Origin of the sequence: Xenorhabdus sp. PB61.4 (genome assembly GCF_963894935.1) — a bacterium.
In the GTDB taxonomy this organism is placed as follows: Bacteria; Pseudomonadota; Gammaproteobacteria; order Enterobacterales; family Enterobacteriaceae; genus Xenorhabdus; species Xenorhabdus stockiae.
Map to the genome: position 1 here is coordinate 25,937 of NZ_CAWQJR010000001.1, position 14,014 is coordinate 39,950.

General features: G+C 46.2%; 11 protein-coding genes and 1 riboswitch. Of the genes, 5 read left to right on the forward strand and 6 right to left on the reverse strand.

What is annotated here, in order from left to right; translation table 11 throughout:
* Positions 1-113 precede the first annotated feature (113 nt).
* Positions 114-1,274, reverse strand: coding sequence for a multifunctional CCA addition/repair protein (locus tag AACX68_RS00150; protein ID WP_228857702.1), 1,161 nt, complete (start codon positions 1,272-1,274; stop codon positions 114-116).
* A gap of 86 nt (positions 1,275-1,360) precedes the next feature.
* Positions 1,361-1,981: a TIGR04211 family SH3 domain-containing protein gene (locus AACX68_RS00155; protein WP_228857703.1), complete on the reverse strand. Its 621-nt coding sequence runs from the start codon at positions 1,979-1,981 to the stop codon at positions 1,361-1,363.
* Positions 1,982-2,292: 311 nt separating this feature from the next.
* Here AACX68_RS00155 and AACX68_RS00160 point away from each other — a divergent pair, with 311 nt between their 5' ends.
* From AACX68_RS00160 to hldE, 3 genes are all read left to right on the forward strand, one after another.
* The gene (locus AACX68_RS00160; RefSeq protein ID WP_228857704.1) at positions 2,293-3,252 is read left to right on the forward strand and encodes a CYTH domain-containing protein; all 960 of its coding nucleotides are present in this window, start codon (positions 2,293-2,295) and stop codon (positions 3,250-3,252) included.
* Between the two features lie 16 nt (positions 3,253-3,268).
* Complete coding sequence (glnE, locus tag AACX68_RS00165; RefSeq protein ID WP_255704987.1) at positions 3,269-6,142, forward strand: bifunctional [glutamate--ammonia ligase]-adenylyl-L-tyrosine phosphorylase/[glutamate--ammonia-ligase] adenylyltransferase; 2,874 nt, start codon at positions 3,269-3,271, stop codon at positions 6,140-6,142.
* Positions 6,143-6,229: 87 nt separating this feature from the next.
* Positions 6,230-7,654: a bifunctional D-glycero-beta-D-manno-heptose-7-phosphate kinase/D-glycero-beta-D-manno-heptose 1-phosphate adenylyltransferase HldE gene (hldE, locus tag AACX68_RS00170; protein ID WP_228857705.1), complete on the forward strand. Its 1,425-nt coding sequence runs from the start codon at positions 6,230-6,232 to the stop codon at positions 7,652-7,654.
* 111 nt (positions 7,655-7,765) lie between these two features.
* Here the strand turns inward: hldE and ubiK are convergent, their stop codons facing one another.
* Positions 7,766-8,065 carry a ubiquinone biosynthesis accessory factor UbiK gene (ubiK, locus tag AACX68_RS00175; RefSeq protein ID WP_228857706.1) on the reverse strand — a complete coding sequence of 100 codons (300 nt, stop codon included), beginning with the start codon at positions 8,063-8,065 and terminating at the stop codon, positions 7,766-7,768.
* A 171-nt stretch (positions 8,066-8,236) separates the two neighbouring features.
* Positions 8,237-8,435, forward strand: a riboswitch (FMN riboswitch).
* A 119-nt stretch (positions 8,436-8,554) separates the two neighbouring features.
* On the opposite strand from ubiK, the gene ribB reads away from it, so the two are divergent.
* Together ribB and ygiD are read left to right on the forward strand one after the other, a co-directional pair.
* Positions 8,555-9,208: a 3,4-dihydroxy-2-butanone-4-phosphate synthase gene (gene ribB, locus AACX68_RS00180; protein WP_228857707.1), complete on the forward strand. Its 654-nt coding sequence runs from the start codon at positions 8,555-8,557 to the stop codon at positions 9,206-9,208.
* A 330-nt stretch (positions 9,209-9,538) separates the two neighbouring features.
* Positions 9,539-10,315 (forward strand): 4,5-DOPA dioxygenase extradiol, encoded by a 777-nt coding sequence (gene ygiD, locus AACX68_RS00185; protein WP_228857708.1) that lies wholly within the window; start codon positions 9,539-9,541, stop codon positions 10,313-10,315.
* Positions 10,316-10,448: 133 nt separating this feature from the next.
* Here ygiD and AACX68_RS00190 read toward each other — a convergent pair whose 3' ends face one another.
* The 3 genes from AACX68_RS00190 to tolC form a co-directional block, all read right to left on the reverse strand.
* The gene (locus AACX68_RS00190) at positions 10,449-11,609 is read right to left on the reverse strand and encodes a glutathionylspermidine synthase family protein (protein ID WP_228857709.1); all 1,161 of its coding nucleotides are present in this window, start codon (positions 11,607-11,609) and stop codon (positions 10,449-10,451) included.
* A gap of 23 nt (positions 11,610-11,632) precedes the next feature.
* Positions 11,633-12,313 (reverse strand): DUF1190 family protein, encoded by a 681-nt coding sequence (locus AACX68_RS00195; protein WP_228857710.1) that lies wholly within the window; start codon positions 12,311-12,313, stop codon positions 11,633-11,635.
* A gap of 298 nt (positions 12,314-12,611) precedes the next feature.
* Complete coding sequence (gene tolC, locus AACX68_RS00200) at positions 12,612-13,985, reverse strand: outer membrane channel protein TolC (protein WP_228857711.1); 1,374 nt, start codon at positions 13,983-13,985, stop codon at positions 12,612-12,614.
* Positions 13,986-14,014: the final 29 nt, after the last annotated feature.

The following is a 14,014-nucleotide window of genomic DNA, read 5'->3' on the forward strand; positions in this document are numbered from 1 at the left end:
TGTTGTTTTAAAAAAGAACAATCTTGTTGATTGAGTAAATTTCGGGGCAACGATTTGAATAATAAATAGAAGGGTAATTCAGGAAGCCCAATTCTCGGGGGCATATAAGCCAGCTAGTGCTGGCTTTGTTCCCAGTCGGCGATGGCTAGCTGGCGTTGCCGCTCTAATTCTGTGCGAATCTCTGCTCCCTGAAAGCCACGGGCAATGATTTGCTGAACACTGACTTGAGCAGCAACAGTAAAAGCGCCGCGTAAATAATTTTCAGAGGGATAGAGCGGTGTTTTCGAGTGGGTGAAGGCGCAGGTATCGGCTTTACTACAGATAATTAACTGCTCAAGACGCTGCGGTTTGCGCCATACATCAATGGCATTGAACAGCGCCAGCACTTTTTCTGGCGATAGTTGTTGAGCCGTATGTACCCAACCGGAATATTGAGCCACGATACCGACAAGATCCCGTACAGAATTAGGAATACGTAACCGTTCACACAACTGTTTAATCTGTTCACTTTCGATGTGAGTGCACAGTGAAGCAAACCGAATATCAGTATCTGTGCTCAGATAAGTAGACATTTTCAGGACGTTCAGAGAATGAACGCCCATATCTATATCTGTGTACTTGAGAGGGGCATCAAACAGGCTATTGAGTTCCGGAAAAAGAACAGCCAGAGCGCCACAATTGCGTAAAACCTGAAAATAAACCTGTGGGGATTGCGATGCGAGTGCTTTTTCCGTTTCCCGCCAGACTCGCTCAGGAGTTAGGGATGACAATTCACCACTCGCTGTCATTTCAGTGATCAGCGCCTGCGTTTCCGTTGCGATGGAAAAATCTAAATGTGCAAACCGGGCTGCAAAGCGAGCCAGACGTAATACCCGCAGCGGGTCTTCTGCAAATGCTGCTGAAACATGACGAAGGATGCGGTTTTTCAGATCTTCAGTGCCCTGATACGGGTCGATCAATTCACCTTCGGCAGTTTGTGCGATGGCATTGATAGTCAGATCCCGGCGCAAAAGATCTTCTTCTAGTGTGACATCAGGAGCGGCATAACAGGTAAATCCGGTATATCCCTGACCGGATTTTCGCTCTGTACGTGCCAGAGCATATTCTTCATGGGTTTGAGGATGCAGGAAGACGGGAAAATCTTTCCCGACCTGTTGATATCCCTGTGACAGGAGTTCTTCAGGGCTGCCGCCAACAACAACCCAGTCTCTTTCTGTAACCGGCAGATTCAACAGTTGATCACGAACGGCTCCGCCAACCAAGTAAACTTTCACGCTTGTGTCCTTAAAGCTATATCCTTAACACTATGTTCTTGAATCGATATTTTTGAACCCTGCATCCTTAAAACCGGTTTTTAAAATCAGCTCATCCAGCGATCTTTGCGTTTCCGACGCGGAATGATATGTGGCAGAACAAGCCCCAACAGCAGGCCGATACCCGCGACAGCTCCGCCATACATGAACCACTGCAAAATGATTTCTCTTTGTTTATCATCGAGCTGTAGGTTAGCAATTTCTACTTTTTTTTCCGCTACAGTCAGCTTGTTATGGAGTTTGGTATTCTCGGCTTTTAAGTCATTGATAATTCTATCGCTGGCAGCAACTTTGTTCTGCATTTCAGCAGTACGTTCATTCCAGCTATTATCAATATTAGCCAATTGCTCAGTCAGCGTTTTAATTTTCTGCTCCATAGCGGGAATACGCTCGTGCACACTGGGAATAGCGCTGAGTTCACTGGATAAGATCCAGCTTGTACGCCCTTTGCTGTCCTTTATCTGCGAGTAGCCATTCTCTGATTTAGGATTTACCAGAATGACTTCTGAACCGGCATTCAATGAGCCCATGATGCGGTTCTGATTACTTGGGCCGCTACGAATGTAGGCTGATAGTTCATCGGAAACATAACGTTTTTCTTCAGCATGCACGGATAACGGAAGTGTAAAACCAAGTAATAAAATAAGTAATCGATGTAGTTTCTGCATTCTGTTGTCAACTGTTTTGGTGTATGTGATTAACGTGATTCAAGCTATCCAATTTTTCAAACTACTCAGGCTGATAGTAAAGAGTTAAGTTTGTGGGTGCAATCAGTAAACCAGAATGAATGTTCAATCAACTGACCGAATATCGATATTGTTAGGGTTTTTTTGATGGAGTAGCACAATCATTGTTGAGAGAACAGGCTATTGTGGTTTATTTTTCATATTCTGAAAAACTTCTCTGAAGAATTTCCCTGAAAAAACCGTGGTCAGGATGAAAAACGATCCGTGCAGTATGAACCGAGAGAGAGATAGATATGCGTTCTGTAGAAGTAGAGTTGAAACTGTCAGTAAAACCCGAAACGATATCGACAGTACGCGACCGATTATTCCAGCTTCCTAATCATTACACCTCACCACAACATTTGACCAATATTTACTTCGAAACACCCGATAATCAGCTGCGTCGCTGGGATATGGGGCTGCGTATTCGTGGCTTTGACCAACAGTATGAAATGACGATTAAAACAGCCGGGCGGGTTATTGGTGGCTTGCATCAGAGACCAGAGTTCAACGTTTCTCTTCATCAGCCAAAACTGGATTTAACCCTGTTTCCTGCTGATATCTGGCCTGAAAATACCGATATTACTCAATTGCAGTCTGCGTTGACGGATCTGTTCAGCACGGATTTTTCCCGTGAAAAATGGCTGGTGAACTATGGACAGAGTGAAATCGAAGTAGTTCTGGATCAGGGAGAAATCCGTGCCGGAGAGAAAACCTCGCCGATTTGTGAATTTGAGCTGGAGCTGAAAACCGGGCAGGTGTCTGATGTGCTGTCATTAGCTGAGGAGCTGGCGGTTCAGGGGGGATTACGGCTGGCAAACAGTAGCAAAGCGGCACGGGGTTATGCGCTTATCAAAGAAGTCTCTTTCATTAATTTGGCCAGTATGGAGGCGGAATTCTCTGAAACGTCGGAATGGCAGCAACCGTTATCTGTTCTTCTGACAGATATCCTGCAACAGTGGCAGGAACAAGAGGAAGGATGGCTGGCAGGGATCAATTCAGGAAAAACAGGCTTAGAGAAAGTTTTAAAACGGGCAGGGCTTCTGGTTGAAAAACAAGGCAGAACAGCTCCGGCACTGGGTTTATTGTCTGAATTAGAAGAGAGCCTTTCTACGGCCGATGCAGAGGCTGGTGCAGAAAACCTGTGTTACAGCGCGAAATGGCTGCAATGTAAACTGGCTCTGACTCAGTGGTTGATGACCCAATTACCATAAACAATGGAACCTGACTATGCTGCCACTTTCATCCGTTTTAACTCATCAATTAAAGCATACGGTGATGCACTTTCAGCTATCATTACGGCAATCAGAGGCAATCGCAGACAACTTTGCACCTCATGAGCAGGCAGTATTGGCGATAAGTGATTTTGTAGCAGAAAATTTGCTGACTCGCGCTGAATGGCTGGATGAAATCCGTCAGGATCCCCCGCAGCCTGATGAGTGGAAATACTATTCTACATGGTTGGCTGAATGGCTGAATCAGGCTTTATCTTCAGCCAATGACGAAAATATCCTCATGCGGGCTTTACGCCTTTTCCGCAACAGAATGCTGGTGAGAATTGCATGGTCACAGGCTCTGCATAGCAGTACAACAGAGCAGACATTGCAACAATTGAGTGTACTGGCGGAAACGCTGATTATTGCTGCCCGTGACTGGTTGTACCGTCATTGCTGTCAGAGTTGGGGAACTCCCACGGATCAGGCTGGTGTTGCACAGCCACTATTGATCCTCGGTATGGGTAAACTGGGAGGAGGAGAACTTAATTTCTCTTCTGACATTGATCTGATTTTTGCCTATCCGGAAAACGGTGTGACACGAGGTGGTCGCCGTGAAATGGATAATGCACAGTTTTTTACCCGGCTGGGGCAAAAACTGATCAAGGTATTGGATCAGCAGACGATCGATGGTTTTGTTTATCGTGTTGATATGCGATTACGCCCGTTTGGTGATAGCGGGCCACTGGTATTCAGCTTCCCGGCGCTGGAGGATTATTATCAGGAGCAGGGGCGGGACTGGGAGCGTTATGCGTTAATCAAGGCGCGGATTCTGGGGCATGACGATCAGGCGTACTGTAATGAATTACGTCAGATGTTAAGGCCATTTATCTATCGCCGTTATATCGATTTCAGTGTGATCCAGTCGTTACGCAACATGAAAAATATGATTGAGCGGGAAGTTCGTCGGCGGGGTTTAAAAGACAACATTAAACTGGGAGCCGGTGGAATTCGGGAAATTGAATTTATCACACAGGTATTTCAGTTGATCCGCGGAGGCCGAGAGCCAATCCTGCAATCCCGTTCATTATTACGGGCACTGGAAGCCATCGAAACATTGGCATTATTGACTCAGGAGCAGGTCAGACAACTCAAAGAAAGTTACCTGTTCTTACGTCGGCTTGAGAATTTGCTGCAATCCATTCGTGATCAACAAACCCAGACGTTACCGGAGAATGAACTGGATCGTGCCCGTTTATGCTGGGGGATGGGATTTTCTGACTGGGATCATTTAACAGCAGAAACAGAAAAAAATATGCTGGTTGTGCGAGATATTTTTCAGCAGCTGATCGGTGATGAAACTGAGGGTAATGGCGAAGTCTCCGCTCATGTGCCGTTTAAGAGCTTATGGCTGGAGTATCTGAACAGAGACGAACTGATGGCACTTGTTCCTCATCTCAGTGAACCTGAAGCCCAAAAAATGCTCGAGACGATGGTATCTCTACGTAACGATATCAGTAAGCGCACCATTGGCCCACGGGGACGTGATGTGCTGGATCATCTGATGCCCCGTCTGCTGGCAAAGATTGTGGCAAGAGAAGATAGCAATACCGTATTGGAGCGGGTTATTCCTTTATTACTGAGTATCGTCAGCCGGACAACATATCTGGAGCTGATTCTGGAGTCAGAACAGGTGATGACCCACGTTATTCGTCTGTGTGCCGCTTCTCCGATGATTGCCTGCCAGCTTAGCCATCACCCTCTATTACTGGATGAATTACTCGATCCGACTTCATTGTATAAGCCATTACCGTTGGAGGCATATCGGGATGAGCTGTATCAATACTTATTGCGTATTCCTGAAGATGATGAAGAGCAGTTACTGGAAGCTCTGAGGCAGTTCAAACAGGCGCAACTATTTCGGATAGCCGCAGAAGATATCGCAGGTGCACTATCGGTTATGAAAGTCAGCGATCATCTGACTTATCTGGCTGAAGCGATTATCGGTGCGGTCGTACATCTGGCGTGGAACCAGATGGTAAAACGTTTCGGTACACCAACTCATTTATCGCAACGTCAGGGGCTTGGTTTTGCCATTCTAGGCTATGGCAAATTAGGTGGATGGGAACTGGGTTATGGTTCTGATTTGGATCTGGTGTTTTTACTGGACTGCCCAATTGGGGTAATGACTGATGGTGATCGCTCCATTGATGCCCGTCAATTCTATTTGCGTCTGGCCCAGCGGATCCTTCATTTATTCAGTACCCGAACAGCGTCAGGGGTGTTGTATGAGGTGGATGCCCGACTGCGTCCGTCCGGTGAATCAGGGATGCTGGTCAGTACTCTTGAAGCCTTTGATGAATATCAGAAAAAAGAGGCATGGACGTGGGAGCACCAGGCTTTGATTCGTGCCCGGATGGTATTTGGTGATGAAAAAATGCGGGGCGATTTTGAGCGTATTCGCGGTGAAACGCTATGTATGCCACGGGAGCCTGAACTGTTGCGCCAACAAGTACGTGAAATGCGCGAAAAAATGTATCGGCATCTGGGAAGCCATCAACATGGTCAGTTTGATATTAAAGCTGACCCCGGAGGGATCACTGATATTGAATTTATCGCCCAATATCAGGTACTGCGTTACGCCCCTGAAAACGCCAAACTGACCCGCTGGTCTGATAATGTCCGCATTTTTGAGTTAATGGCTGAATACAATATTATGGACGAGGAGGAAGCAAGTGCACTGACACTGGCTTATATCACTCTGCGTAATGAACTGCACCAGCTTGCTTTACAGGCACTATCCAGCCATGTGCCTGCTGAACGGTTCATCCAACAGAAAGCACTCGTACACAATAGCTGGCAGAAATGGCTTGGAGATAAAGCACAGTAAGTTTGGCTTTTTCTGAGGGTTCTTTCTGGCATTCTGGCTGGTTATGGTAATATCCGCCACAATTTATTCTGATATTTGGAGCATGGGATGAACGTAGCACTCCCTGATTTTCACCGTGCAGGTGTTTTGGTTGTTGGCGATGTCATGTTAGATCGCTATTGGTACGGCCCAACCAGCCGCATTTCACCGGAAGCGCCGGTTCCTGTTGTTAAAGTTGACACCATCGAAGAGCGTCCGGGCGGAGCAGCTAACGTTGCTATGAATATCGCATCATTGGGCGCTAATTCACATTTAATCGGGTTAACGGGTATTGATGATGCAGCCCGTGCATTAAGCGAAAAACTGAGCAGCGTGAAAGTCCGGTGTGACTTTGTTTCCGTTTCAACCCATCCGACTATTACGAAATTACGTATTCTTTCGCGTAATCAGCAACTGATCCGTCTGGATTTTGAAGAAGGCTTCCAGAACGTAGATGCTCAGCCAATGCTGGAGAAAATTCAGCAATCTCTGCCAAATATCGGCGCACTGGTATTGTCCGATTACGCTAAAGGCGCACTGAGTCAGGTTCAGGCAATGATTAAGCTGGCAAATGATGCTGGTGTCCCAGTTCTGATTGATCCTAAAGGCCACGACTTTGAGCGTTATCGTGGTGCAACACTGCTGACTCCGAATATGTCAGAATTTGAAGCTGTGGTTGGTCATTGCAAAGATGATGATGAACTGGTGCGCAAAGGTACTCAGCTGGTACAGGATCTGGAACTGAAAGCGCTGTTAATCACCCGTTCAGAGCGTGGCATGAGTCTGCTGCGTGTCGGGCAGCCTCCTTTGCATCTGCCGACTCAGGCGCAGGAAGTTTTTGATGTAACGGGCGCCGGTGACACGGTAATTGGTGTGCTGGCAACAGCAATTGCAGCCGGTAAGCCACTGGCTGAAGCCTGTTATCTGGCTAATGCGGCTGCGGGAGTGGTAGTCGGTAAACTGGGTACCTCCACTGTTTCCCCGGTGGAATTGGAAAATGCTGTACGTGGACGTGCAGAAACAGGCTTTGGTGTGATGAATGAATCACGCCTGAAAGAAGTTGTTGAACAAGCGCGTCAGCGCGGTGAACGTATCGTAATGACGAACGGCTGTTTCGATATTCTCCATGCGGGGCACGTATCTTATTTGTCCAATGCCCGTAAACTGGGCGATCGCCTAATTGTGGCCGTTAACAGTGATGCTTCAACCAGACGTCTGAAAGGTGAAACGCGACCAGTTAATCCGCTGGAACAGCGAATGATTGTACTGTCTGCACTGGAGTCAGTGGACTGGGTTGTTGCATTTGAAGAAGATACACCGCAGCGCCTGATTGCAGGCATTTTGCCTGATATTCTGGTCAAGGGCGGGGATTATAAGCCTGAAGAGATTGCTGGCAGTGAGGAAGTCTGGGCCGCTGGTGGTGAAGTACAGGTGCTGAATTTTGAAGACGGGATCTCAACGACCAATATTATTAAGGCGATAAAAAGCCAGTAATTTTATCTGAGCCATAATGCCGTTATGTTTTTGCGTAATTTAACGGATGACATCAACGGCATAGCCTGAATGATTGGGAGAATTGTATTTTGTTGCAATTCTCCTTATGTATTAATCAGCTTTCTTTTCGCCATGACTCTCTTCGGCATTAATCGCTGTTTTTGGGGTTTCGAAACGAGCTTCCAGTTCGTTCAGGCGCTGTTCCATACTGATCAGTTTTTCACGGGTACGCAGTAAAACCTGAGTCTGAACATCAAACTCCTCACGGTTGACGAGATCCAGCTTGCTCAACTGAGATTGCAATACAGTGCGCAATTTTTTCTCGATATCATCACCAAACTCTTTTACACCTTTTGGCATCGCATTGTGAATTTGGCGGGCAATTTGTTCAATTTTTTTCGGATCGAGCATAATGGGTATCCTTTTACTGACAGCGTCAGTTTAATCACCGGGCTGTTATTAATAAAAATAATGTTGTCGCTATTTTAATACCTGCTGGCGAAAGCACAAATGATTGCGAGACAGGTTTTATATTTGGTTTTTACTAATTGCCCTGATGAAGCATTAACGTTATAGTCGAATGGTTTATCTCAGGGCAGGGTGAAAGTCCCTACCGGCGGTAAAGTGAAATCATCTGGTGATTTCATGAAGCCCGCGAGCGCTCTGTTTGTCGTTATTCCGTCGTTGTTAAAAATACAAACAACCGGGGTATAAATAGAGGTCAGCAGATCCAGTGTGATTCTGGAGCCGACGGTTATAGTCCGGATGGGAGAGAATAACAGCATCAATCGGGCGCTTGCGCTCGTCTGTTGTTTTTGTTGCTTGATCTTTAAGCAATACCAACTCCTCAAAATCGCCCTGATTCTGGTAACCCATATACTTAAAAGAGGTTTTTTTACCATGAATCAGACGCTACTTTCTTCCTATGGCACCCCATTCCAACGTGTTGAACGCGCGATCGCAGCTTTACGTGCAGGTTGTGGGGTAATGGTATTGGATGATGAAAATCGTGAAAATGAAGGTGATATGATTTTCGTTGCCGAAACCATGACTGTAGAACAAATGGCATTAACCATCCGTCATGGCAGCGGCATTGTGTGTCTTTGCATGACAGATGAGCGCCGTCGGCAATTACAGTTGCCTATGATGGTGGAAAACAATTCAAGCCAGTATCAGACGGCTTTTACCGTTACGATTGAAGCAGCACAGGGAGTAACAACAGGCGTATCTGCCGCAGATCGTATTACAACCATTCGTGCGGCTATTGCAGATGACGCGCAGCCGGAAGATCTGAATCGTCCGGGGCATGTTTTTCCCCTGCGGGCGCAGAACGGGGGGGTTTTAACCCGCCGTGGTCATACCGAAGCAACGATTGATTTGGTCAAACTGGCAGGTTTCAAACCAGCGGGTGTGTTGTGTGAGCTGACGAATGATGATGGCTCCATGGCCAGAGCACCTGAGGTGATTGAATTTGCTCAACAGCACGATATGCCAGTGGTCACAATTGAAGATTTGGTTGAGTACCGCATTAAAATGGAAAAGGCTGTCAGCTGATTCAGCACGGTGGTTTTCTTCTGCTGATATCGTCCTCTATTAGCATGAAATATTTCATGGTTCTTAACTGATAGAACTAAATTCTGAGCCATGATCATGATGGATAAAAAAAGTTCGGAATAAAAGGCCGAACAGGATAGAATATATCAGTTCTTATCGCATGTACGCTTATAAGGCCGCAGTCCACACCCTGTGGCCTTTCAGTATTTTTAAAGTACCCCATCATTTTTTGATTGGTCATATTCAGGGAAGAAACATCATAATCTTGCCATAATTTTTTTGTCGCTATTCATAATCCACCATGTTTGATTTGCTGTATGAGGGACGAGAATGAGTCTCCTGAGAATGCCCGCCTTGTTCATTGGTCACGGTAGTCCAATGAATGCCATTGAAGATAATTGTTATTCACGAGCCTGGTTTGAATTAGGGCAAAAACTGCCCAGACCGAGAGCCATTCTGGTCATTTCTGCACATTGGTATATAGATGGTACTGCTGTGACGGCGATGCCTCAGCCCAGAACTATCCACGATTTTGGTAATTTCCCCCGTGAGTTGCATGAAAAACAGTATCCAGCAAAAGGTTATCCTGAACTGGCTGTTTTGGTACAGGATATTCTTGAGCCGATTGAAGTAGAAACTGATTTTGACGAATGGGGATTGGATCATGGCTCCTGGGGAATATTAGCTAAAATGTACCCTGATGCGGATATTCCGGTGATCCAGCTGAGTATAGATCGTAATCAGTCGACGGCTTTCTATTATGATATAGGTAGAAAACTATCTATGTTACGGGATGAAGGCGTTATGATCATCGGCAGCGGGAATGTCGTGCATAACCTGCCAGCCGAAGAGCTGGGCGCAGAACCTTACCCGTGGGCACTTTCTTTTGAGCAGTTTGTACGTGAAAACCTGACGAATACTGAAGAGCCACATCCGTTACTTCAGGCCTTGGATAGGGAAGATGGTAAATTATCCCACCCGACACCGGAACACTTTATGCCACTTTTCTATGTAATGGGAACATGGAATAAAGAAGAGCCAATTTCAACGCCTGTTGAAGGGATTGAAGATGGCTCCTTAAGTATGCTGACAATCCAATTAGGCTAATACCCTTCATCTCTCGAGCGGGCACTTCATTGGCTACGCTCGCCCACCCCAGTCACATAGTTATCTATGTTCCTGGGGGTTACTAACTGTTCGCTAATGCCATGCAATTCAACATAGATTGGATATGACTGAATTAATCCAGAATGATATGCGGATAGAAGCGGGATAGATCCTGTGTGATTAATTCACGGTCTTCGCGGATACAGATACCCGCAGCCTGATCGTTCACTAACCAGCTTCCTACCAGCGCATGGTTATCGCCGAATTTAGGCAGGGCATGGAATTGCTGAACAATCATGCCTTCTTCACCATAAGGGCCATCTGCACTGGCTATTTCCCGGCCATTCTCGATAATACGGATATTGGCCCCTTCACGTGAAAATAAAGGCTTAATCACATAGCTGTCCATGTCTGCCGGACGTTCATCAGCAAAGTAAGCAGGTAACAGATTAGGGTGATTCGGGAACATTTTCCATAGCATCGGCAATAATGCCTTGTTGGAAATAATACTCTTCCATGCTGGTTCAAGCCAACGGACTCCAGCATCAGCCAGTTTGGTCGAGAAGATTTCACGCAGCATGAATTCCCACGGATACAGCTTAAACAGATTACCGATCACCTGATCCTGTAAATCCGTAAACTGCCCCTTTTCACCCAGACCGATATCTTCAATAAACAGGAATTCTGTCGGAATACCGGCTTCTGAAGCACAATCCTGCAAATACTGGATTGTGCCACGGTCTTCTTCACTGTCCTGACAACATGCCATATGCAGCAGGCCAAACCCGTGTTTTTCGCGTAATTGCGCAAAACGCTCAATCAGCTTTTCCTGTAGGCTGTTGAATTGGTCTGCATTTGACGGCAGATGGCCAGCATTGACCTGATCTTCCAGCCATATCCACTGGAAGAATGCCGATTCATACAGGGATGTCGGGGTATCGGCATTATTTTCCAGCAGTTTTGGTGGATTCTGGCCATCATAGGCGAAATCCAGACGGGAATAGAGTGAAGGCTGACTGGTTACCCATGAAGAGCGGACAAACTCCCAGCAATGTTTCGGGATCTGGAATTTTGTCAGCAGTTCTTCACTATTGACGACTTTTTCCACAACCTGCAAACACATCTGATGCAGCTCTGCGGTAGCATCTTCAATTTCTTCAATCTGACCCAGACTGAACTGATAATAGGCCTCTTCACTCCAGTAAGGCTGGTCATACATGGTATGGAAATTGAAACCATATTCTGTTGCTTTTTCGCGCCAGTCCGGGCGCTCAGTAATACTAATGCGTTTCATCTTTACTTAATACTCACTTTGACTTAGCCGCCCATTGAACGGGAAGAACTGGAACTTGAGCCAGCAGATGAACGCTGCATACTGGATTGTTTTGCCACCGAATCACCGAACCCGCCACGAGTAATTGTCGTTGTGGTTGCCGGTTTTGGCGCCATTGCGGTTTTTGGTACAGACATGCTACGACCGCCAGCGGTAGCCGGGCCATAACTTTTACCTGTAGCGTCAACAAATTTACCATTAGCCGGGCTGCTGGCTGATTTTGATGAGAACAGTGGTTGCGAAGGCGCAGATCTGTTACCCATCAGGTGCCCCATCATATAACCCGCCATCAAAGGCATCCAGAAGCTTCCGCTACTGCTTTGTGCCTGTGCCTGAGTGCCGACACCTGCCTGTGCAGGAGCCTGAGTACACTGCTGTTCACCAAATTCAGCCACACAGTCTTCACGGGTCGCATATTTTGGTGCAGTTTTCTCTGCTTCTTTCAGGGCGTTGTTATAAGCAATGGTACATTGTTCACTTTGAGAAGGATTTGCCTTGGAACACTCATCGGCATTGGTATAAAGCGATACCGTTTCATCGTTCTGTTCACAGGCAGAAAGCATGAAAACAGCACTGACAGCGAGTGCCACAGGTGCCAGACGATATTGTTTCCACGCTTTGCGGAAACTATCGCGGTTAATCTCTTTTGTCCGTTTCATTGTCATAGGGAGCATCCATCTTAAAGGTATCAGGTTAGATTAAGAGCTAATCCCACCAGTAATTCACAATGGGATGGCTTATACCCGTCGTCTTTCAAATGGCCTCTTTGTTGGCTGCACTCGCTCACCCCAGTCGCATAGTTATCTATGCTCAGGGGACTTGCTCCTTTGCTGCCGCGATGCAACTCGAAATCCATAGGGTATATTAGGCTCTATTAAAAATAGCCCACACAACGGCGGGCTGTTTATTGAGTATAGCGCGTTTAATATAACGTTTTTTAATCTAAAACGATAGCGCATTAATTCAGCGAATTGATGGTGTTTTCATCTCTTTAATAATATTGCTGGCAGAGGTTGAAACCTGTGTTCCCAGTATATTATTCAGTGCCGCCAGATCGTCCTCGTTCAAAGTACCACGGGATTGCTGATTAACCAGTAGGCTGATCAGGTACTTATAGCGTGCCTGAGAAAGGTTCTTTTTGGCCTGATACAGTTTGGTGGTTGACTCCAGCACGTCAACGATAGTACGGGTGCCTACCTGATAACCGGCTTCCATTGAATGCAGTGAGCTTTCTGCGGAGAGCACGGCTTGTTTGTTCGCTTCAATGCTACTGATAGAAGCTGCAATATCATTGGAGGAAGAACGAACATCCTGAATAACTTTGCGGTAAGTATTTTCCAAATCCTGACTGCTGGAGAGGAAATCATATTTAGCCTGTTCTACCTGAGAGCTGGTTGCACCGCCGCTGTAAAGTGGCATGCTGAATGAGATACTGACAGAATTGCTACCACCATATTGATTGGTGCTTGGATTACCGTTATTGTTATGGCGCGAGTGCTCATTATCAACTCCTGTATTGGCTGACAACCCGAGAGTTGGCATATAACCAGTCTGAGCATCTTTGATTTGCTCACGTTTCAAATCCTGCATCAAGCGTGCAGATAACAGGTTGAGATTGCGGGTTTCGGCTTCTTTCAGCAAATCTTCAGCCGGTTTTGGCTTACTTGTTTTGAAGTGGTCAATGTTCAATGAAGCCAGCTGTGGGTAATAAACACCAGTAATCAGGCGCAATTTTTCCAATGAATTATCCAGCTCATTACGGTCATAAACTTCCTGTGCCAGAATAGAATCATACTGGGCACGGGCGTTCTGGACGTCAGTAATGGCGGCCAGCCCTACATTGAAGCGCTGGGTTGTCTGATCCAGTTGCCGGTAGAGTGAGGATTTCTGAGCTTCGCTATAGGTCAGAGCATCAATTTTGCTCAGGACATCAAAATAAGCGTTGGCGGTATCCAGAATTAATTTCTGCTGGGCTGCCTGATAACTGATATCGGCAATCCCTGCTTTCTTTTCTGCCTGATTCAGTTTACTCCAGGAGGACATATCAAAAATGCTCTGTTTCAGCGATAAGCCTGCGTTGATACCGTGATTTTCCTGTTCACTGTTGCGAAAACTTTTAAGATATTTGGCTCCCGCAGTCAGGCTTAATTGAGGTAACAAAGGGCTGCGGGCTAAATCAATCCCTTCAAAAACCGAATTGCGATCAGCCAGCGCCTTAAGCAACTCAGGGTTAGTTTCTTTCGCCTGTTTATAAATTTGTAACAGATCTTCTGCGTGGCCTGAAGTACTGAAACCTACCAGATTCATAGCGATAAAAAGAGATAGCAATTTTTTCATTTGCGTTCCTTGTTGTGCAGCTATTTTGC

Excerpts from the sequence above, each read along its gene's own strand:
- tolC (WP_228857711.1), bottom strand. The coding sequence starts at position 13,985 with ATGAAAAAATTGCTATCTCTTTTTATCGCTATGAATCTGGTAGGTTTC.
- glnE (WP_255704987.1), top strand. The coding sequence starts at position 3,269 with ATGCTGCCACTTTCATCCGTTTTAACTCATCAATTAAAGCATACGGTG.
- AACX68_RS00155 (WP_228857703.1), bottom strand. The coding sequence starts at position 1,981 with ATGCAGAAACTACATCGATTACTTATTTTATTACTTGGTTTTACACTT.
- ubiK (WP_228857706.1), bottom strand. The coding sequence starts at position 8,065 with ATGCTCGATCCGAAAAAAATTGAACAAATTGCCCGCCAAATTCACAAT.
- AACX68_RS00195 (WP_228857710.1), bottom strand. The coding sequence starts at position 12,313 with ATGACAATGAAACGGACAAAAGAGATTAACCGCGATAGTTTCCGCAAA.
- AACX68_RS00160 (WP_228857704.1), top strand. The coding sequence starts at position 2,293 with ATGCGTTCTGTAGAAGTAGAGTTGAAACTGTCAGTAAAACCCGAAACG.
- ygiD (WP_228857708.1), top strand. The coding sequence starts at position 9,539 with ATGAGTCTCCTGAGAATGCCCGCCTTGTTCATTGGTCACGGTAGTCCA.
- AACX68_RS00190 (WP_228857709.1), bottom strand. The coding sequence starts at position 11,609 with ATGAAACGCATTAGTATTACTGAGCGCCCGGACTGGCGCGAAAAAGCA.
- hldE (WP_228857705.1), top strand. The coding sequence starts at position 6,230 with ATGAACGTAGCACTCCCTGATTTTCACCGTGCAGGTGTTTTGGTTGTT.
- ribB (WP_228857707.1), top strand. The coding sequence starts at position 8,555 with ATGAATCAGACGCTACTTTCTTCCTATGGCACCCCATTCCAACGTGTT.